We start from the raw sequence: 19,073 nt of genomic DNA, 5'->3' as shown, positions 1-19,073 counted from the left end.
GGCGAATGGATTGAAGCCAATCCAGTATAGCGTTGCCGTATAAGGGATTTCAATGTATCGACACGGCTAAGGTATGCGGATGAAGGTGACAATGTCACCTGTGCGTCGACTATGCTGATGATAACCGCACAGTATGCTGTCGTTCGAATCAGGGAAATAAGTACTATAACCACCTCAAGAGGGAGCGAGGCCTGATAGCAGGCCAGGGTGGGATCGCGTCAATTGATAAATTTGGGGGCTGGTTGGATTTTTATCAGTACGAAGTCATCGCCCTTGCCGAAGGAGGCCATTAATGGATGAAATGCTGATTCTGGTTGATGCCGATGATAATTCCATCGGTTCGCAAACAAAAACGCGGATACATCAGCAGGGGCTGCTGCACCGGGCGTTTTCAATTTTTATATTCGATAGCCAGGGCCGTTTACTGTTGCAACAGCGAGCTTTCAGTAAATATCATTCGGGTGGGTTATGGACCAACAGTTGTTGTGGCCACCCGCGCTGGGGAGAGGCGACGGCAGCAGCGGCCCGGCGTCGGCTACAAGAGGAGATGGGGTTCAGCTGCGAGTTGCAGCAGGTCTCCAGCTTCATTTACCGCTCAGAGGTGCCGGGCGACTTAATTGAGCACGAGTTCGATCATATTTACGTGGGATTATTTGATGGTGAACCTCAGGGGGATCCTGCAGAAGCCCATAGCTGGCTGTGGATGGATATTCAGCAATTGACTGATGAGATAAAACGGAGCCCGGATAGATTTACCTTTTGGTTTCGGGAAATAATGAATACTGTCGATGCCAATGAGATCGCGCGTTGGGCGAGATTGGCGATCCATTAATTTCACTAGCTTTGTTCAACAGATAGCTGCCGTTACCCGCGTCAGCGGCTTTGCCGATAAACAGCAAAAAGCCCGCCGGCATTCGCGCACCGGCGGGCTTTTTTATCTCACTTACAGCGTCGGATAATCGGTATAACCCTCAGCGCCGCCACCGTAGAAGGTTTCCGCCTGCGGTTCGTTCAGCGGTGCGTTCTGTTTGAAACGCTCAACCAGATCCGGGTTGGCGATATAGCTGCGGCCAAAGGCCACCGCATCGATAAAGCCTTTGTTGATCAGCTCTTCGGCTTTCTCGGCGGTGTAGGCACCTGCGCCGACAATCACCCCTTTAAAGCGGGCGCGTACTGAATCGCGGAAGGCGTTGGAATAAGGTTTGCCACCTGCCCAGTCCGGTTCGGAAATGTGCAGGAAAGCGATGTTGCGCTTATTCAACTCTTCGACCAGATACAGCGCCGCTTCTTCCTGATCTTCACCGTTATCCAGGCCATTGAACGGGCCCAACGGCGAAATGCGGATGCCGATATGCTCTGAACCCCATTCAGCGATGGTTGCGTCGACCACTTCCAGCGTCAGGCGTGTGCGGTTTTCGATGTTGCCGCCGTACTGATCGGTGCGCTGGTTGGAGGCTGGCGACATGAACTGGTGCAGCAGATAACCGTGGGCCGCGTGCAGTTCGATAAAGTCGAAACCGGCCTCACGCGCATTGGCGGTTGCCTGGCGGAAATCGTTAATAATGCCCGGGATCTCTTCGGTTTCCAGCGCGCGCGGAGTAGAGGTTGGAACTCGTACCCAGGCGCCGGTTTCGTCGCGCACGGTGGTGCGGGTGTCGGCATTGATCGCGGAAGGGGCTACCGGTGCCTGTTGGCCCGGTTGCAGGCTGTTGTGGGAGATGCGGCCCACATGCCACAACTGAACGGCGATATGGCCGTTTTTATCGTGTACGGCCTGAGTGATTTTTTTCCACGCGGCGATCTGCTCTGGGGTATGCAGCCCCGGAGCGCCGGCATAGCCTTTCGCCTGGAAAGAAATCTGGGTGGCTTCGGTAACGATCAGCCCGGCGCTGGCGCGCTGAGCATAATATTCCGCCATCAACGGCGTTGGAATATCGCCAGGCTCAATGCTGCGCAGACGCGTCAGCGGGGCCATAAACACGCGGTTTGGCAAAGTTGCAGAGCCAACCTTCAGCGGGGAGAACAATTTTTCAATCTTCATAGTGCATCCTATATTAATAGACCGGTCGACTAGTTCTGGTTAAACAACTGCCCAACAGGGTGATTTTTCGGTAAAGCTCGGGTGTTGCGTTTACGGCTGCGGCGGGCGCAACAGCAATTCAATACTTTCCAGCGCGCTGGTCAGCGGGGCGACCGAACGGCGTATTTTGGCCCGCAGCGAGGCGCCAAGCCACAGTGAGTACAGCGTTTCTGCGGTGGCCGCCGGGCTCATGGTTATAGACAGCGATCCTTCGCGGATGCCGCGCTCGATGGCATCCTGCAGGTGGCCAATCACCCGTGCGGTGCCGGTTTCCAGCGCGTGGCGCATGGGTTCCGACAGGTCGCTCACTTCGGCTGAGAGTTTCACCGCCAAACAGGCGTTATGGCATTCGCTACGGCAATGGAAGCTGATCGCCTGAGCGTAATAGCTCAGCAGCTGGTGGCGAGCGTCGCTTTTATCGTCGCTAAACAGCCGTTGCATTTCAGTATCGTAGTGTTCGAAATAACGCTGCAACATCCCTTCGCCGAAGGCTTCCTTCGAGCGGAAATAGTGATAGAACGAGCCTTTCGGCACTCCCGCCGTGGTCAGCAGTTCGCTGAGCCCCATGCCGGTAAAACCCAGGCGCAGGCTAAGTGTCTCGCCGGTAGCGAGCAGATGTTCACGGGTATCTACGGGGCAATGTGCATGTTTCGTCATAATGGGGAACAGCATAATAGACCGATTGGTCTAGGTCAATAACAATAAAAAAACCGGCGTAAAAACGCCGGTTACGAAGAGCGGTATTTTGCCCGAGCAGGGGGCAGAAGTTAAGCCTTTATGCTCCGCTGCGGCAGTGCTGCAAAATATCCAGTTGCGGCTGATACTCGCGAGTTTGCACGTTTAGCATACCGAGCAGGGTATGGAACAGATTGTCTTGCGAAATCTCATCTTTTTCGGCCATGCTGCCCAGACACTGACGGTCAACCTTGAAGTTGCGCTCATAGTCGGCGGACATCCACATCATGAAAGGAACGTGGGTCTGCTGGCTTGGGGCAAACACGTAAGGCGTGCCGTGCAGGTACATACCATTTTCGCCCAGGGATTCACCGTGATCGGAGAGGTAAACCAGCGCGGTATTGAATTTGTCGCTGTGCTGTTGCAGCAGCTTGATGGTGTCGTCCAGCATGGCGTCGGTATACAGCAGTGAATTGTCATAAGTATTCACCAACTGCTCATGGGTGCAATCCTGGATCTGATTGCTGTCGCAGGTTGGCGAATATTTCCGGAACTCGGGCGTGCTGCGGCGGAAATAGGCCGGCCCGTGGCTGCCCATCTGGTGCAATACGATCACGCTATCGTCTTTCAGGCCGTTGATGTAATCATTCAGCTTATACAGCAGCACGTTATCCATACAGACGTCACCGTCGCAATCCTGCGGCAGTTTCAGCTTGGTCATATCGACGTGCGGCACGCGATCGCAGGCGCCTTTGCACCCGCCGTCGTTCTCGCGCCACAGAACGTTGACGCCGGCATGCGCCAGTACGTCGAGCATGCCTTCCTGGTGGGTCGCCTGGGTGGCGTCGTAATCCTTGCGCGGCATATTGGAAAACATGCAGGGGACTGAGATCGCGGTTTCGGTGCCGCAGGAACTGGCGTTTTTAAAGTACACCACGTTGTCTTGCTTGAGACGCGGGTTGGTGTCACGCCCGTAGCCGCCCAGCGAAAAGTTCTCGGCGCGGGCGGTTTCACCTACCACCAGGACTACCAGCGTTTTCTTTTGCTGCCCGGCGATCAGCGGCCCTTTACGCGCATCTTCGCCGATTCTCACCAGCGGCAGGTTACGGGTAAAATAGCGCTGCTGGGTAAACTTGATGGTGCCGGAAACGAAGTTCGATGGCGTCAGCATTTTCACCACGCTTTTGTTATTGCGGATCAGCGAGGCGTAATCCTTATAAAACAGCGCGGCGATAATCAGTATCACCACCACCGAGAGCATCACGTTGGCGGCGCGCAGCCCGGCCATATACCACCACGGACGGGTTTTGCGGATGTCGGTAAAGCACACCAACACCGCCGGCAAGATACCAAGCAGCGCCAGCCACAACCCCATGCGCGGCGTCAATAGCGCGGTCGCTTCTTGAGGGTTGGTTTCGAAGGCGTTTTGCATCATGTTGCCGTCGATAACTATGCCGTAGCTGAACATAAAGTAGTTGGCGGCCGCGCTGCCGAGCAGAAAGAAAATCATCAGCGGTTTGCGCAGGAAAGGTACGGTCAATACGCTGAAGATAATGTTCAGCGCGCAGAAAATCACCACCGGCATGGTGGCGGCGAAGATCAGGTTGTGGACGCTATCGAAATTGATATACGACCAGGCCTTATGCAGGAATAACGCGTTCTGGAACAGAGTGAAAAACAAGGCGCTGGCGAGGATAAACCCCAGGCTGTTGCACTGTAAGCGTTGACGTAACCACATTGCCGAATCTGAATCCTGATAATGAGTAATGCGCTGAAATTTACAGGATGAAACTTAAGAAAGCCTTAGAGATTCAGAATGGTGGCAGGTTCGTTTAATTTTGGTTTAGTTTACTGCCGGCAGACCGCGAGGACCGCGGTCTGCCGGGGTGTTTAGTAAGCGGCGGTAAACTGCGCTTTAATAAACTGCGGTTTTTCGATCTCATCGATAATGGCTACCGACAAATCTTCTACCGAGATACCGGCCGGTGCCTGGCCATTCATCAGTAACTGGGTGGTGCCGAGGCGGAACTTGCCGGTGCGTTTGCCGGGCTCCAGCAACGCCGCAGGGGAAAGATAGGTCCAGTCCAGTGGCGAGCCGTTACGCAGCTTGTTGCGTAAATCGCGCACTGCCTGCGCGCCCGGACGGATATTTTCCGGGAACTGCGGGGTGTCCACCAGTTCAACGCCCGGCGCGACCTCCAGGCTGCCGGCACCGCCGACCACCAAAAGGCGTTTAACGCCGGCCTTTTCCACTGCGTTCAGGATTTTCTGCGCGCCGGTGGTGGTTTTTTCGTACAGGTTTTCTTCCGCCCAGCCTGGGTTATAGGCGCTGATCACCGCGTCCTGGCCCGCCAGCTGCTTCGCCAGCCATTCGGTGTCGGCGATGTCACCCAGCGCTACGGTCAGGTTGGCGTTGTCCGGCAAATCCTTGGGCTGGCGTGCAATCGCCGTCACTTGCAAGCCGCGCGCCAGCGCTTCGTCCACCACGCGGCGGCCAACAAAACCGGTTGCTCCAATAATGGCTACTTTCATTTGTTTGCTCCTGTCAGAAATAGGGTCAGTCTGCGAGTTCAGGCCGGTTTGACCTGAGACGTTGGATATACTCTAGTACTTAACAATAGATCTGATTAGTGCCATATTCATGCTTTCTTGATTAAGTAAAACTTCATAATCGTGGATAAACTGAATCGAATGGCGGTATTCGCCACCGTGGTGGCGGAAGGGTCGCTGGCCGGCGCCGCCCGACGGCTGGGCATGACGCCATCGGCGGTCAGCCAGCATATGCGTTCGCTGGAAAAAACGCTCGGCGTGCCGTTATTGCACCGCTCCACGCGGCGATTGGCGCTCACCGAAGCGGGCGCGGCATTCTATCCCGGCTGCGAAGCGATGTTGTTTCAGGCGCAGCAGGCGGAACAGCGGCTGGCGGAACTGCGCGACACCCTGGTGGGTGAACTGCGTATCGCCACCACGGTCGGTATTGGCGGTCGCCCGCTGGCGGAGGCGATGGCGCCGCTGCTGCAGGCGCACCCTAAACTGACGCTGCGCGTACTGGCGGACGATCGGATCGTCGACATGATTGAACAGCGAATCGATATCGCTCTGCGGGTCAACCGCCAGTTGGCGGATGCGAATATGATCGCCCATCCGCTTGCCGAGTGGCCGATGGTGCTTTGCGCCGCGCCGCGTTATCTCAGCCAGCACGGGGTGCCGGAGACGCCGCAGGATTTGATGCAACACCGCTGGATTTCTGGTATTTACAGCGGTGCATATCTGGATTTGCACCACTTGAGTGGGCAGCAACTTAAATTGCGCTTGGCGGAAGGGCAGATCGTCAGCGACAGCATGACCGTCATGCGTGCCTTTACTCGCAGCGGCCTCGGGATCTCGGTTCAGCCGCTGAATGAAATCGAGGACGAATTACAGCGCGGGGAGCTTATCCCACTGATGCCGGAATGGCGGCCCGCGCCGCTGCGGCTGCATGCGCTGACGCTGGAAAGGGCGATGCCCGAGAAAAATCGGCAGGCGTTGCGCTATTTACGCGACTATTTTCGCCGCCATACTGAAAAGTCACTTGCCAGCGGCGCTAATGGCGTCTTCAATTAGCAAGAGAATGCAGGAGGACGTGTGCCGCAGCAGCTTGAGTTTTTCGACATCCCCAGCCCGTGCCGCGGCATTTGCCAGGCCGATGAACGCGGTTTTTGCCGTGGCTGCCTGCGCAGTCGCGAGGAGCGTTTTGGCTGGATGCAAATGAGCGACGCGCAAAAACGCGACGTGCTGCGCCTGTGCCATCAACGCTTCCTGCGCCTGCAACGCGCCAATAAACAGCCTGATGAACCGCAACCGGAACAGCCGTCGCTGTTCTGAACCTTTCTTGCTCTGCCGCACGTTAACGAGGCTTTCCGCTTCCCACGCTCTTATCCGCTTGTGTATGCTGGCATTAAACAATGTCATGAGGCTTTAACGATGGTAAACCGTATTCAACTCGCGCCGCAGGGGCCTGAATTTTCCCGCATGATTTGCGGATACTGGCGTTTGATGGAGTGGGGCATGACGCCGCAGCAACTGCTGACGTTTATCGAACAGCATATCGAACTGGGTATCACCACCGCCGACCACGCGGACATTTATGGCGGCTATGCCTGCGAACAGGCGTTCGGCGAGGCAATGCGTCTCAAACCTTCGCTGCGTCAGTCGATGGAACTGGTGTCTAAATGCGGGATCGCCACCACTGCCAAGCCCGGCAATCCCATCGGTCATTACAACACCGAACGTGATCATATTGTGCACAGCGCCGAACGCTCACTGGAGCTTCTGCATACCGATTATCTGGATCTGCTGCTGATTCATCGCCCGGATCCGCTGATGGAGGCCGATGAAGTAGCGGAGGCCTTTGTCGCCCTGCACAAAAGCGGCAAGGTGCGCCATTTTGGCGTTTCCAACTTCACGCCGGCGCAGTTTACGTTGCTGCAATCGCGCCTGCCGTTCTCGCTGGTCACCAATCAGGTTGAGATTTCACCTATCCATCAACCGGCCATTCTGGATGGCACCCTGGATCAGTGTCAGCAATTGCGCATCAAGCCGATGGCCTGGTCTTGTCTGGGCGGTGGGCGCTTGTTCAGCGACGCAGAGTTCCAGCCGCTGCGCGATGAATTGCAGACGGTGGCGCAGGAAATCGGCGCCGAGACTATTGAGCAGGTGGTGTACGCCTGGGTAATGCGTCTGCCGTCTGCGCCGCTGCCGATTATCGGCTCCGGCAAGATTGAGCGCGTGCGTTCGGCGCTGAAAGCACAGGAACTGACGCTGAACCGCCAACAGTGGTTCCGCATCCGCAAGGCGGCGCTGGGTTACGACGTGCCTTAAGCATTAGCCAACCTCGCCATCAGAAAAGCCGGGCCTGTGGATAGCCCGGTTTTTTATTTTAAGCCAACACGACCTGACTATCGTTGAGGTTTTCGAAGGTTACGCCGACCAGCGTCACTTTATTTTCGCCGAAGGCCAACGTCAACCCGTCAGACTGTTGCGAAACATAGTCGTGGAAATCGCCGCTGGCACCCTGAGTCCCCAGAAAGACCAGCTTGTCGGCGGTGCCAAAGTCGTACACCTTATCGTTGCCAAAATCCCCACTGAACAGGAAGGTATTGTTACTGCCGACGCTCTGCAGAGTATCGTTGCCGTTACCGCCGACAAACGTCAGATTCCCGTTGCTGTGACCAAATAACTGGTCATCGCCACCTTTGCCAAACAACCAACTGTCGCTGGCTTTGGCGTGCAGGGTATCGGCGCCGTCACTGCCATTGGATGACGCGGCGTAGGCTTCGAGGCTGGAGCCTGATTTCAACCCGGCATCGGTTACCTGATGGTCCACTTCTTTGGTGAAGAGCAATAACGAGGCTTCTTTAGTGCGCAAGGTGCTGATATCGCTTGCCAGAGTAATTCCGCCTGTGGCGTCACGCAGATAAAGCGTATTGCCATCGTAAGCCACTTCGTTTTTCTTCAATGCCTGTTGCAAGTCCAGCGTGTTATTTCCCTCGCCGCCGGAAATAATGTTAAACCCGCCGTCGTCGCGGAAAGTGTCATTGCCGGTGCGCCCCTCGAGATAATCGTTGCCGGTGCCGCCCCTGATTAAGTCATTGCCGTCACTGCCAATAATAGAGGTCGGGCCGCTGTGTTGCTCGGCGTTGCGGTTCAAATCCTCCACCCAGGTATCACCGCGGGTGACATCAGAGAGGTTGGACACAATCACCGTCGAGTCTTTATTGGTCAGGGAGTAAAACTCTGAATTCAGCACCCGCATTAGCCCATCTTGATAAAAGAACGGCAAATGGGATAACCAGGTCGGGATATTCAGAATGGAGAAAGGCAGGGTATTCCAGGCGGCAGAGGCGTAATGATCGTTAAAATTAACGATATTATTGGTGGCGGATCCCTGCGGCGTATCATGGACGCCTAAGGATGCCGGCGTTAGTGTGGTGCCATCCAGTACGCGAAATACCGGATCGTTTTCGTAACCAATATTAATGACTTTACCGCCTGTTTCATATTGCGTTGGCGAGGCGAACGCCACGTAGTTGGATTGCGAGTAGAAACCCTTCCAGTTATCGTCGCTGAGCGCTGCCATGCTGTTCACCGCCAGCCCGCCCAGGCTGTGGCCGCTGACGGTGACATCATCGCCGGTCAGGCCATGCGCCTGGGCGAATTCAGCCACATCGCCCAGTAAAGTGCCAAAAGCTTTCAGGCTGTAATTGTCGGCATAGCCTTCAGGTCCAAAGCCTGCCAGCACGTCGTTGATCAGATCGCCGATACTGTCGGTAATTAATGACTCGCGTGGCCCGCTGGTACCGCGAAAGGCAATGCCAATCGAGATGAGGTTACCTGCGCTGTCATATTTTCCCAGTACCTCCGCCTGTGCGGTGGTGTAACCCAGGCTCTCGCCGTAATAGGTGCCGTGGGCATCCGTTTTGCCCTGGTAGCCTAATTGGTTAGCGCTGATTAGCGTCCAGCCGGCGTTATTAACCGCTTCCAACGCTGCTTGTTCCGAATCGGGATTCCAGGGAATGCCGGGCAGCCCGCCCTGCGATTGAGTGCTGCCAATCAGCGCGGTAACCAGCGTAAACGGCAAGCCCAATCCAAAGCCGCTGTGGTGATAACCATCGTCAAAGCCATTATCGATATTGTGATATGCGTAAGTGGAAATCGCCAACGCATCAGAAAATAACGTTTTTGATTGCGCATCATCGAGATCTTGGTAATTAAATATGCCCATATCAGTTCCTATGAATTTGCTGCATTGGCTTGTTTAATCATCAAATAGCACTGGCAGCGGGTGTAGGTGAACAGAACGAACCGAACGACAACTGGTCGGATGACCACGGGCGGTAAAATTATTATTGGTGTGAATTATTAATAATGCGAATCTTATTGCCAGATTTGTCTCCATTCTGAGCGATGACATCACCAGTTACCCTATACTCAGGGTTCACGGATATTTCATGGAGAGTGATTGATGAAACCTTATTGGTATGCGGCCTTCGGCCTGATGGCCTGTGGAGTCGCGCAGGCGGCAACGGTGGATGTTGACATGAATCTGGTGACCGGACAGGGAATTGGCCAGGAGATTGGCAAAGTCACGATCAGCGAAACGCCTTACGGCCTGCTGTTTACCCCTCAGTTAAAAGCCTTGCCTGCAGGCGTGCACGGTTTTCATGTGCACGAGAACGGCAGTTGCGAGCCGGGTATGAAAGAGGGCAAGGCGGTGGCGGCGTTGGCGGCGGGGGGGCATTTTGATCCGCAAAAAACCGGCAAGCACCTTGGCCCTTACGCAGACGGCCACTTGGGCGATCTGCCGGCCATTTATGTCACGGCAGACGGCATGGCCAGCGATCCGGTGCTGGCACCGCGGCTGAAAAAAATCAGCGAAATAACCGGCAAAGCGCTCATGGTACATGCCGGTGGCGACAACCATTCCGACCATCCGAAACCCTTGGGTGGCGGGGGCGAGCGTTTCGCCTGCGGTGTGATTAAGGGATAACCGGGTTTAACGGGCGGCCGATGTTGCCGCCGCGTTGTCAGGCGGGTTGATTGCTTGCTGCAGCTGTTGCAACGAACAGTAAAGCCGCCAAATCAATCCGGCAAGATCGCGCGCCGCCTGTTCCGGGTGGTGCGCCAACGCATTGCTCATGCGCAGCAGCTCCAGCAGCGTGGCGTCCAGAGAACGGTGCTGTACGCCTTTCTCGGTCATAATGTCCCGTAGACAGTGAATGCAGACGTCACGCACCGCCGAGAGCGGATCGGAGCGGGTTTGCCAGTCACGCAATTGCCAAACGATATGGCTGCAGTTGAGCAGTACCACGCCCCAGCGCAATAACCAGCTGCGCGCCTCCTGATCCTGGCTTTGATTCAACTGACTGATGCGGTGATAAATCAGAGATTCGAACTGACTCTCGCTCTGCTGCGGTTTTTTGCTCAGTTGATCGCTAAAGTCGCGCCGAAGAGCGCGAATAATACGCCGGCTTTTACGTTTGTCAGAACTGGGCCGCAGGATCTGGAATGCCAAACCGGCAAACAATACCCCGACGACCTTGCCGATGTTGTTATTGATAAACGACTGATAATCGTAACTTGGCGGGTTGGTGACGGTGAGAAAAGAACCCATAAATACGATCAGTTGCCCCCATAGCGCGGCGTAGGGAGGATTTTGCAGTTTGATCATCTGCAGGGTGACCAGAATGGGGAACAGGAAGGTGCAGAACACCCAAAAATCGTCAATTTGGATCATCAGGCCGAATTTCACCACAAAGCAGGCGACCGAAAGCAGCAATACCGCTTTCAACAAGGTGGTGATGCTATTGATCGGCGAAGGGGTGGAAGAATAGAGCACACAACTGATGGCGGTTAACGTCAGAGCCGAGCTGCCTGCATCCCACTGGGTGTTAATCCAGTAAGCGCAGCCGATGATAATGCACAAAAAGGTGCGCAGGCCGTTATAGGCCGCCTCGTAACTGTCGGTATGGCGCGCCAGAGAATTCACGTGGGGGGGCTGGATATCGCTGACCGGCGTGGCGCTTTCCAATCTTTGCAACCAGCGAATGCAGCGCAGGTACAGCCAACAGAAATGGCGCAGTCGCAACCAGAAGGCGCGGTGGCGATAATCTGTCGGATCCTGAGGCGCTATCTGCTGCAGGATACGCGCCAGCCGGTATTTGTCGGTTGCGGGATCGCGCAGCTCAGTCAGCAATTGATCCAGGACGGCTGCCAGATTGGCCGGGCGATCCGGCCAGTTCAGCAACATGCGGCGCAGGCTGGAGATCACGCTGGTAAGGCGCAACTGCTGGTGCAGCATATAGTTGAGCACGTTATTTTGCCGCCGCAGTCGGTAGTGGCTCCAGAACGCCTGAATACGCAGCAGGTTCATGGTCAGGATCTGGCCGATAACCCCCTCATGCGACGTGCGCATTTGAGCGGTGATTTCCGGTTGCCACAGCATGGCGGCATGTTCCAACAGCCGCAGGTGCATACGTCTTAACGAGGTCAGCAAGGTTTCACCGTCAGAGGTGCTGGGCAGGATCATCATCATTACGCCGCCGCACAGAATACCGGTGATGACCTCGCAGACGCGCGCTTGAGCGATATCAAAGATCTGCTGAGTATCGGTGACGTTGACCGTGCCGAAGGCGATGATGGCGGCGGTATAGCCCGCCAGTGCAAACGCATAGGAAACGTTGTTCTGATAATGGTTGGAAATGTAAGTGCACAAACCGATCCAGGCGGCGATAAATAAGGTGAACAGCCAGGGATCGTTCAGGCAATGGCCGGCAATCGCCACTGACGCGGCGGCACCGATCAGGCTACCGATAGTGCGCCCGATGCTTTTGCTGATGACGCCGCCGACGGTGGGGAAACTGACCACCGCAGCGGAGGTCAGCGCCCAATAAGGTTCGTCGAGATTGAGGACGAACGCCACCCACAATGACAGACACATGGCCAGCGAGTTGCGCAGCGCATAGCGCCACTGACCACCGGTAGCCTTACCCCAGGGGGTACGGTTCCACTCCAAAAAGGGCAGGTTCACTGGTTAGCCTTACTGATGAATGGCGATGGTGCAGGTGGTACCCGCCACCAAGGGCAGATCGGCGGGTACATTCAACAGTTTTATACGCACCGGCACGCGCTGAGCCAAACGCACCCAGGGAACGTTGGGCTTCACGTCCATTAGTAAATCGCTGCTGCTGTCGACGCTTTGATCGTTAATGGCGCGGCCAATGCTCTCTACCTGGCCCTGCAGAGGAATGTTGCCATTATATAAAACGATGTCCGCTTTATTGCCTTCTTTTATATGCTTGAGCTTGGTTTCTTCAAAATAACCGAGTACGTAAAATGAATGTGCGTCGACCAGTGCAACCAACGGCGTGCCGGCACTGGCATAGTTCCCAACTCGTGCTTGCAAATTAGTGATATAGCCATCGGCAGGCGCGTACATTTTAGTTTTGCTTAAATTCCATTTAGCCTGTTTCAGATTCGCCTTAGAGGCGTTATACGCGGCTTTCATTGCCTGAGCAGCTAAATTTGACTCGTCCATATTTTCGGCAGAAATAACGTTTTTTGGCAGGCTGCGACGACGTGCCGCTTCATGCTCCGCTTTGGCCAGATCGGACTGCGCTTTTGCCAGCGCGGCCTCGGCATTGTCCAGCGCAATCTGGTATGGCACCGGGTCGAGAGTAAAAATCAGACTTCCCGCAGGTATGAACTGATTGTCATGTACGGTTATTTTCTCTAATCTGCCAGAAACTTCCGGTGTGATATTGACGAGCTCGGCGCGCACCTTTCCATCACGGGTCCACGGGGATTGCATATAATAATTCCACAACCACCAACCGGCGCATAGGGCAATGGCGCAGACGATTACCGTAGAAAAATATTTTAACGTTTTATGCGTCATGGGTTACCAACTCGCTAAAATCCATAAGGAACCACTGACGGCGATGACGAAAATAGACAAATCCATCAACATGGGATGCCAAATTTCGCCGGAATAAATCCAGTCTCGCAACAGGCGGTGTGCCAGTAGCCATAAAACTGACCCGAGCAAAAAAGCGTTAAATATGGGTGGAAAATAGAGTGAGGCGCCGAGCACCAAATCGGGCAGAGGGGAGGTGGCGTGAAGCCATGAACTATTCACATTAACAATCCCTACGAGTGAATATGTTAAATATTTGCGTAAAGGATAAACAATAACTGACCAAAGTGATGCTTATTTCTACAATATACATTATATACATTTGTGTTTTTAATGTGAGTTACTCAGAATAGTCTAAGCTTTGGATTGTTATATTAGCATGCTAATTATAAGGAGGGGGAAGTGGAGTCATCATTAGGTTCAGATTTAGCACGATTAGTTCGTGTTTGGCGCGCGCTTATCGATCACCGGCTCAAGCCGCTGGCGCTCACGCAAACACACTGGGTCACCCTGCACAATATCAATCGTCTACCGCCGGAGCAGTCGCAGATCCAACTGGCCAAGGCAATCGGCATTGAACAACCTTCGCTGGTTCGAACGCTGGACCAACTGGAAGAGAAGGGGCTTATTACTCGCCATACTTGCGCTAACGATCGGCGGGCAAAGCGTATCAAGTTGACTGAAGCGGCCGATCCCATCATCAGGGAAGTGGACAGCGTCATCAGCTCTACGCGCGGTGAAATTTTGAGTGGTATTAGCACGGATGAAGTGCAGTTGTTGGTAGGTTTGATTGACAAGCTGGAACAAAACATCACTGAATTGCAAAATAAACAATAATAACGTTTTCTTTATTTGATTATATTTTACAGCATCGGAAATGGAACCGGAGGCCTTGGCCTCCGGTTTTACCTTCCAGCTTCCGCTTACAACGGGGAGACGGTAATGGTGTCGCCAGTGCGCGCCATGCGAACACGTTGACCTGCGCTGAACTTGGTTGCGCCAGCCTTCTGAACCACCACGATGTTCTCTTTCTGGTCGGTCTTGATTTCCAATTCATAACCCGTGGTGCGCCCCGCCAGCTCACCGACGCTGTTGCCTGCTACGCCGCCGGCTACTGCACCCGCAGCGGTTGCCAGGGTACGGCCGGTGCCGCCACCTACGGTGTTACCCAGCAAGCCGCCAAGTACCGCACCGCCGATCGCACCAATGGTATTCGAACTCTCGCTGCCCTGGATCTTGACAGGACGGACAGAAACCAGCGTACCGTAAGTCACGGTCTGAACCTGTTTGGCCTGCGAGGATGAATAGACATCGCCGGACATGGATTCATTGGCGCATCCTGCCAGCGTGACTGCGGCGACGGCAACGACGAGAAGACGCTTGATCATATAAAACTCCTGTTGTGGTAGTCCATAACCTGGGAAACCTTTCCAGGCCAGATTCAGTGAAAATAATAGACAAAGTATGGCGTAAACACACGTACATCACCATTCCCGTCACTGCACGCAGCTTAACTTTACTCTGTTCAACCAATAATAAACGGTGGTTTAGCTTTATGACAGGGCCGGAACGAATTCCGTTGCGGATTGAGCCGAGGTTTAGCCACCTTGGTCACCCTGGCCGATCGCTAAAAACAGGCACATCGCTCACAGAGGTGAAAAAAGACATCATAATTCATGGCGTTAATGGTCTAATTCTGGTTTATTTATCGGTTGAAAGTTTGCTTCCCCGTGCGGGTTAAAGGATGTTGCTATGAAGTCAGGCCGCTATATAGGTGTTATGTCTGGCACCAGTCTGGATGGCGTCGATGTGGTGCTCGCCGCAATCGACGGACGAATGGTCGCGCAGCAGGCCAGTTACAGTCACCCGATGCCGATCCAGCTGAAGCAAGACATTCTCGGTATGTGCCAGGGCCAGCAGACCACGCTTTCTGCGGTGGGCCGGCTGGATGCGCAGCTTGGGGTGCTGTTTGGCGAGGCGGTGCTTGGTTTGCTGAAACAAACCGGCATGTCGGCGCATGACATCACCGCTATTGGTTGTCATGGCCAGACGGTGTGGCATGAGCCTGAAGGCGATGCGCGCTTCTCGATGCAACTTGGCGATAACAACCGCATTGCCGCATTGACCAATATCACCACCGTCGGCGATTTCCGCCGCCGCGATATGGCCTACGGCGGCCAGGGTGCTCCGCTGGTACCGGCATTTCATCAGGCGCTGCTGGCGCATCAGGTAGAGCGCCGTATGGTGCTCAATATTGGCGGCATCGCCAACCTTTCGCTGCTGCTGCCAGGCGCGCCGGTGCGCGGTTTCGATACCGGGCCGGGCAATATGCTGATGGATGCCTGGGTCTGGCGCCATCGTTCGCAGCCTTACGACAAAGACGGCGCATGGGCGATGGAGGGGCGCGTCTGCCTGCCGCTGTTGCAACAGATGTTGGCCGATCCTTACTTTGCGCTGCCTGCGCCGAAAAGCACCGGCCGCGAGTATTTCAACGCCGCCTGGCTGGAGCGCCAGCTCTCGGGCTTGCCGGCAGTCAGCCCCGTTGATGTGCAAACCACCTTGGCGGAACTGACGGCGACCAGCATTTGCGAGCAGGTACAATTGGCGGGAGGGTGCGAGCGTTTGCTGGTGTGTGGCGGCGGGGCGCGCAACCCGTTGCTGATGGCGCGGATGTCCGCGCTACTGCCGGGGACCGAAGTGTGTCTGACCGATGATTTCGGCGTCAGCGGTGACGACATGGAAGCGCTGGCCTTTGCCTGGCTGGCGTTTCGCACCCTGTCCGGGCAGACCGGCAACCTGCCGTCGGTCACCGGCGCCAGCCGTGAAACCCTGCTGGGTGGGATTTATCCGGTTTTGCCTTTAGGGACCCGTTAGCTCTGTTAGGATAGAAATCGACAGATTTCCCTAAGGAGCAACAGCATGAAAAAAATCATTATTGCCGCCGGCGCGCTGGCGTTGGCAGGTTGCAGTTACGTATTGCCGCAAAGCAGCCAGACGCTGCATTACCAGTGCGGCACTACGCCGCTGACGGTGTCGCTGGACGGCAAGGACAGCACGGCCAGCTTTCTGATGGATGGCGAGCAACTGAAGCTGAAACAGGTGCTGGTCATGTCCGGTGCGAAATACAGCGACGGCAAGTACAGTTTCTGGTCGAAGGGCCAAAACGCCTATGTCGAACGTAATGACAAGGTGATTATAAGCGACTGCGTACTGGCTAACTGATCGGCCGACGGTGGCGTCAGAACGATTGAGATTCTGGCGCCGCAGGCGCAGAATGTAACGACGAATTTTTCGGTTGGTTGATAAACCAGATGATTGAAAATAATGAGTTTGATGTTGCGGACCTGCGCCGTGAATACACTCGTGGCGGCCTGCGCCGCAACGATCTGACCGCTAATCCGCTTGAATTGTTTGAACGCTGGCTGAAGCAGGCCTGTGATGCGCGCCTGGCCGATCCTACCGCCATGTGTGTGGCTACGGTGGATGAAAATGGCCAACCTTATCAGCGCATCGTGCTGCTCAAGCATTTTGACGACAAAGGGCTGGTCTTTTATACCAACCTCGGCAGCCGCAAGGCGCAACAGTTAGCGCAAAACCCGCACATCAGCCTGCTATTTCCGTGGCACATGCTCGATCGTCAGGTGATTTTCCTTGGCAAGGCAGAACGTCTGTCCACGCTGGAGGTAATGAAGTACTTCACCAGCCGGCCGAAAGACAGCCAGATTGGCGCCTGGGTATCGCAGCAGTCATCGCGCATTTCCGCCCGCGGCGTACTGGAGAGCAAATTCCTCGAACTGAAGCAAAAATTCCAGCAGGGCGAAGTGCCGTTGCCGAGTTTCTGGGGTGGATTTCGCGTTAGTTTCGATTCCGTCGAGTTCTGGCAGGGCGGTGAACACCGCCTGCATGACCGCTTTTTGTATCAGCGCGATGGGAATGACTGGAAAATTGACCGACTGGCACCCTGAAGACTGAAAATCCCCCTTAAGCGCTGGCACTGATGCCGCCGGCGCTTTATTCTATGTGCTACCCCGATTTTATATTTCGCCAGTGGGCGGAAGGTCGTGTACCGACAAAGGTGCATTCGTTTATACATGGAGTCATTGATGGCAAGCAGCAACTTGATTAAACAACTGCAAGAGCGGGGCCTCGTTGCCCAGGTTACGGATGAGGAAGCGTTAGCAGAGCGACTGGCGCAAGGGCCAATTGCACTGTATTGCGGTTTCGATCCGACCGCTGACAGCTTGCATTTGGGCCATCTGGTTCCTCTGTTGTGCCTGAAGCGCTTCCAGTTGGCCGGCCACAAGCCGGTGGCGCTGGTAGGCGGCGCCACGGGTCTGATCGGCGATCCGAGCTTCAAAGCGGCTGAACGCAAGCTGAATACCGCCGAGACGGTGAATGAGTGGGTGGAAAAGATCCGCAAACAGGTTTCCCCGTTCCTCGATTTCGACTGTGGCAGCAACAGCGCCATCGCCGCCAACAACTATGACTGGTTCGGCGGCATGAACGTGCTGACCTTCCTGCGTGACATCGGCAAGCATTTCTCCGTGAACCAGATGATCAACAAGGAAGCGGTGAAGCAACGTTTGAACCGTGACGACTCGGGCATTTCCTTCACCGAGTTTTCCTACAACCTGCTGCAGGGCTTCGATTTCTCCGAGCTGTACAACCGCCATCAGGTGGAACTGCAGATTGGCGGTTCCGATCAGTGGGGCAACATCACTTCCGGTATCGATCTGACTCGTCGCATGCACCAGAAACAGGTGTTCGGCCTGACGGTACCGTTGATCACCAAGGCGGATGGCACCAAATTCGGCAAGACCGAAGGCGGCGCAGTGTGGCTGGCACCGGAAAAAACCAGCCCGTACAAGTTCTACCAGTTCTGGATCAACACCGCCGACGCCGACGTTTACCGTTTCCTTAAGTTCTTCACCTTCATGAGCCTGGAAGACATCAACGCGCTGGAAGAAGAAGACAAGAACAGCGGCAAGGCGCCGCGCGCCCAGTATGTGCTGGCGGAAGAAGTGACGGGTATGGTACATGGCGCGGAAGGGCTGGCTGCGGCCAAGCGCATCACCCAGAGCCTGTTCTCCGGCGCGCTGCACGAGATGACCGAAGCGGACTTCGCCCAGTTGGCGCAGGACGGTATGCCAACCATCAAACTGGATGGCGACGCGGATCTGCAGCAGGCGCTGGTCAATGCTGAACTGGTGCCGTCACGTGGCCAGGCACGCACCATGATTGGCTCCAACGCGGTGACCATCAACGGTGAGAAACAGTCCAATGCCGAATATGCGTTCAGCGACGCCGATCGTCTGTTCGGTCGTTACACGCTGTTGCGCCGGGGTAAAAAACATTACTGCCTGGTAGATTGGCAGTAATCAGTCCTGCGATAGGTTGACACTTTTCAACCTTCTAACGCCCGATGAACTTTATCGGGCGTTTTGTATTTTAGCGACCTATGCGGGCGCAGGGTGTTATAGATTTCCACTGACTCTCACCGTTCGGTGATATTTCGAGCCTTAGGATGGGCAGAGCAGTAAAAATGAGGGCGAAAGCCCTCATTTTCATCTCCCGATTCCTTATATAACTGCTTCCAGACTGGTTTCTGCAGTACCGTTAGTTGTCACGGCCGGGGAACTGTAGTGCAATGCGCTGGCGGCCAGGTAGGGATCCTGATTGCCGATCGAAAACACATAATCATTCGCATCAAATGTTTGGTTATGGTTCTGATCCACAATCACATACACCGATTTATCCAGCTTAACCACGCCCACTTCTGACAAATTGTTGGTGCTGGTGCCATGAGTCAATTTTGCCAGTGCCTGAGAGAATAATTCCTGCGCGCTCTATGACCGTGCCGAATTC

At 55.0% G+C, this 19,073-nt stretch carries 20 protein-coding genes and 1 pseudogene; 10 read left to right on the top strand and 11 right to left on the bottom strand.

Going from position 1 to position 19,073, the window contains the following annotated elements; genetic code table 11:
• Positions 1-292 precede the first annotated feature (292 nt).
• Positions 293-832, top strand: coding sequence for an isopentenyl-diphosphate Delta-isomerase (gene idi / locus D4100_RS03330; RefSeq protein WP_119803075.1), 540 nt, complete (start codon positions 293-295; stop codon positions 830-832).
• A gap of 111 nt (positions 833-943) precedes the next feature.
• On the opposite strand, the gene nemA is transcribed toward idi, so the two are convergent.
• From nemA to D4100_RS03310, 4 genes are all read right to left on the bottom strand, one after another.
• Entirely contained in the window at positions 944-2,041 is a 1,098-nt protein-coding gene (nemA, locus tag D4100_RS03325; RefSeq protein WP_065506181.1) for an alkene reductase, read from the bottom strand.
• Between the two features lie 90 nt (positions 2,042-2,131).
• The gene (locus D4100_RS03320) at positions 2,132-2,752 is read right to left on the bottom strand and encodes a TetR/AcrR family transcriptional regulator (protein WP_119803073.1); all 621 of its coding nucleotides are present in this window, start codon (positions 2,750-2,752) and stop codon (positions 2,132-2,134) included.
• A gap of 103 nt (positions 2,753-2,855) precedes the next feature.
• On the bottom strand, positions 2,856-4,493 hold the full coding sequence (eptA, locus tag D4100_RS03315) for a phosphoethanolamine transferase EptA (protein ID WP_065506183.1): 1,638 nt from the start codon (positions 4,491-4,493) through the stop codon (positions 2,856-2,858).
• A gap of 152 nt (positions 4,494-4,645) precedes the next feature.
• Positions 4,646-5,287 carry an NAD(P)-dependent oxidoreductase gene (locus tag D4100_RS03310; RefSeq protein WP_065506184.1) on the bottom strand — a complete coding sequence of 214 codons (642 nt, stop codon included), beginning with the start codon at positions 5,285-5,287 and terminating at the stop codon, positions 4,646-4,648.
• Positions 5,288-5,428: 141 nt separating this feature from the next.
• On the opposite strand from D4100_RS03310, the gene D4100_RS03305 reads away from it, so the two are divergent.
• The 3 genes from D4100_RS03305 to D4100_RS03295 all read left to right on the top strand — a co-directional run bounded on the left by D4100_RS03305 (position 5,429) and on the right by D4100_RS03295 (position 7,615).
• On the top strand, positions 5,429-6,358 hold the full coding sequence (locus D4100_RS03305) for a LysR substrate-binding domain-containing protein (RefSeq protein ID WP_199685638.1): 930 nt from the start codon (positions 5,429-5,431) through the stop codon (positions 6,356-6,358).
• 21 nt (positions 6,359-6,379) lie between these two features.
• Positions 6,380-6,619, top strand: a complete 240-nt coding sequence (locus tag D4100_RS03300; RefSeq protein ID WP_013812685.1) for a DUF1289 domain-containing protein — start codon at positions 6,380-6,382, stop codon at positions 6,617-6,619.
• 99 nt (positions 6,620-6,718) lie between these two features.
• Positions 6,719-7,615, top strand: a complete 897-nt coding sequence (locus tag D4100_RS03295) for an aldo/keto reductase (protein WP_065506186.1) — start codon at positions 6,719-6,721, stop codon at positions 7,613-7,615.
• 58 nt (positions 7,616-7,673) lie between these two features.
• On the opposite strand, the gene D4100_RS03290 is transcribed toward D4100_RS03295, so the two are convergent.
• Complete coding sequence (locus D4100_RS03290; RefSeq protein ID WP_119803069.1) at positions 7,674-9,518, bottom strand: polyurethane esterase; 1,845 nt, start codon at positions 9,516-9,518, stop codon at positions 7,674-7,676.
• Between the two features lie 240 nt (positions 9,519-9,758).
• On the opposite strand from D4100_RS03290, the gene sodC reads away from it, so the two are divergent.
• A complete protein-coding gene (sodC, locus tag D4100_RS03285) occupies positions 9,759-10,283 on the top strand; it encodes a superoxide dismutase family protein (RefSeq protein ID WP_065506188.1) in 525 nt (174 codons plus the stop codon).
• 6 nt (positions 10,284-10,289) lie between these two features.
• Here sodC and D4100_RS03280 read toward each other — a convergent pair whose 3' ends face one another.
• Genes D4100_RS03280 through D4100_RS03270 form a run of 3 tightly spaced genes read right to left on the bottom strand, consistent with a single transcriptional unit; the run spans position 10,290 to position 13,430 of the window.
• Complete coding sequence (locus D4100_RS03280; protein WP_065506189.1) at positions 10,290-12,323, bottom strand: FUSC family protein; 2,034 nt, start codon at positions 12,321-12,323, stop codon at positions 10,290-10,292.
• 9 nt (positions 12,324-12,332) lie between these two features.
• The gene (locus D4100_RS03275) at positions 12,333-13,190 is read right to left on the bottom strand and encodes an efflux RND transporter periplasmic adaptor subunit (protein ID WP_065506190.1); all 858 of its coding nucleotides are present in this window, start codon (positions 13,188-13,190) and stop codon (positions 12,333-12,335) included.
• A gap of 3 nt (positions 13,191-13,193) precedes the next feature.
• Positions 13,194-13,430, bottom strand: a complete 237-nt coding sequence (locus D4100_RS03270) for a DUF1656 domain-containing protein (RefSeq protein ID WP_193395146.1) — start codon at positions 13,428-13,430, stop codon at positions 13,194-13,196.
• A 180-nt stretch (positions 13,431-13,610) separates the two neighbouring features.
• Between D4100_RS03270 and slyA the strand changes: the two genes are divergently transcribed.
• Positions 13,611-14,045: a transcriptional regulator SlyA gene (slyA, locus tag D4100_RS03265; RefSeq protein ID WP_065506191.1), complete on the top strand. Its 435-nt coding sequence runs from the start codon at positions 13,611-13,613 to the stop codon at positions 14,043-14,045.
• Positions 14,046-14,131: 86 nt separating this feature from the next.
• Here the strand turns inward: slyA and D4100_RS03260 are convergent, their stop codons facing one another.
• Complete coding sequence (locus D4100_RS03260) at positions 14,132-14,596, bottom strand: outer membrane lipoprotein (RefSeq protein ID WP_065506192.1); 465 nt, start codon at positions 14,594-14,596, stop codon at positions 14,132-14,134.
• Between the two features lie 364 nt (positions 14,597-14,960).
• On the opposite strand from D4100_RS03260, the gene anmK reads away from it, so the two are divergent.
• From anmK to tyrS, 4 genes are all read left to right on the top strand, one after another.
• Positions 14,961-16,082 carry an anhydro-N-acetylmuramic acid kinase gene (gene anmK / locus D4100_RS03255; protein ID WP_065506193.1) on the top strand — a complete coding sequence of 374 codons (1,122 nt, stop codon included), beginning with the start codon at positions 14,961-14,963 and terminating at the stop codon, positions 16,080-16,082.
• Between the two features lie 45 nt (positions 16,083-16,127).
• Positions 16,128-16,430, top strand: coding sequence for an MliC family protein (locus D4100_RS03250; RefSeq protein WP_065506194.1), 303 nt, complete (start codon positions 16,128-16,130; stop codon positions 16,428-16,430).
• 89 nt (positions 16,431-16,519) lie between these two features.
• Positions 16,520-17,173, top strand: coding sequence for a pyridoxamine 5'-phosphate oxidase (gene pdxH, locus D4100_RS03245; protein ID WP_065506195.1), 654 nt, complete (start codon positions 16,520-16,522; stop codon positions 17,171-17,173).
• A gap of 138 nt (positions 17,174-17,311) precedes the next feature.
• Complete coding sequence (gene tyrS, locus D4100_RS03240) at positions 17,312-18,586, top strand: tyrosine--tRNA ligase (RefSeq protein ID WP_065506196.1); 1,275 nt, start codon at positions 17,312-17,314, stop codon at positions 18,584-18,586.
• A 26-nt stretch (positions 18,587-18,612) separates the two neighbouring features.
• Here the strand turns inward: tyrS and D4100_RS26105 are convergent.
• Both D4100_RS26105 and D4100_RS03235 read right to left on the bottom strand, forming a co-directional pair.
• Positions 18,613-18,702: pseudogene (locus D4100_RS26105) on the bottom strand (integrase core domain-containing protein); the annotation flags it as partial.
• Positions 18,703-18,787: 85 nt separating this feature from the next.
• The gene (locus D4100_RS03235; protein ID WP_244941629.1) at positions 18,788-19,018 is read right to left on the bottom strand and encodes a hypothetical protein; all 231 of its coding nucleotides are present in this window, start codon (positions 19,016-19,018) and stop codon (positions 18,788-18,790) included.
• Between the last annotated feature and the right edge of the window lie 55 nt (positions 19,019-19,073).

Origin of the sequence: Serratia inhibens (assembly GCF_003591175.1) — a bacterium.
Taxonomy (GTDB): domain Bacteria; phylum Pseudomonadota; class Gammaproteobacteria; order Enterobacterales; family Enterobacteriaceae; genus Serratia; species Serratia inhibens.
The sequence above is the reverse complement of the archived record's forward strand: the minus strand, read 5'-3'. Positions and strand labels throughout refer to the sequence as shown.

Bases quoted from the DNA above. Each gene is read 5' to 3' on its own strand.
- sodC (WP_065506188.1), top strand. From the start codon at position 9,759: ATGAAACCTTATTGGTATGCGGCCTTCGGCCTGATGGCCTGTGGAGTC.
- D4100_RS03260 (WP_065506192.1), bottom strand. From the start codon at position 14,596: ATGATCAAGCGTCTTCTCGTCGTTGCCGTCGCCGCAGTCACGCTGGCA.
- D4100_RS03275 (WP_065506190.1), bottom strand. From the start codon at position 13,190: ATGACGCATAAAACGTTAAAATATTTTTCTACGGTAATCGTCTGCGCC.
- pdxH (WP_065506195.1), top strand. From the start codon at position 16,520: ATGATTGAAAATAATGAGTTTGATGTTGCGGACCTGCGCCGTGAATAC.
- D4100_RS03320 (WP_119803073.1), bottom strand. From the start codon at position 2,752: ATGCTGTTCCCCATTATGACGAAACATGCACATTGCCCCGTAGATACC.
- D4100_RS03295 (WP_065506186.1), top strand. From the start codon at position 6,719: ATGGTAAACCGTATTCAACTCGCGCCGCAGGGGCCTGAATTTTCCCGC.
- anmK (WP_065506193.1), top strand. From the start codon at position 14,961: ATGAAGTCAGGCCGCTATATAGGTGTTATGTCTGGCACCAGTCTGGAT.
- D4100_RS03290 (WP_119803069.1), bottom strand. From the start codon at position 9,518: ATGGGCATATTTAATTACCAAGATCTCGATGATGCGCAATCAAAAACG.
- D4100_RS03250 (WP_065506194.1), top strand. From the start codon at position 16,128: ATGAAAAAAATCATTATTGCCGCCGGCGCGCTGGCGTTGGCAGGTTGC.
- nemA (WP_065506181.1), bottom strand. From the start codon at position 2,041: ATGAAGATTGAAAAATTGTTCTCCCCGCTGAAGGTTGGCTCTGCAACT.
- D4100_RS03310 (WP_065506184.1), bottom strand. From the start codon at position 5,287: ATGAAAGTAGCCATTATTGGAGCAACCGGTTTTGTTGGCCGCCGCGTG.
- tyrS (WP_065506196.1), top strand. From the start codon at position 17,312: ATGGCAAGCAGCAACTTGATTAAACAACTGCAAGAGCGGGGCCTCGTT.
- idi (WP_119803075.1), top strand. From the start codon at position 293: ATGGATGAAATGCTGATTCTGGTTGATGCCGATGATAATTCCATCGGT.
- eptA (WP_065506183.1), bottom strand. From the start codon at position 4,493: ATGTGGTTACGTCAACGCTTACAGTGCAACAGCCTGGGGTTTATCCTC.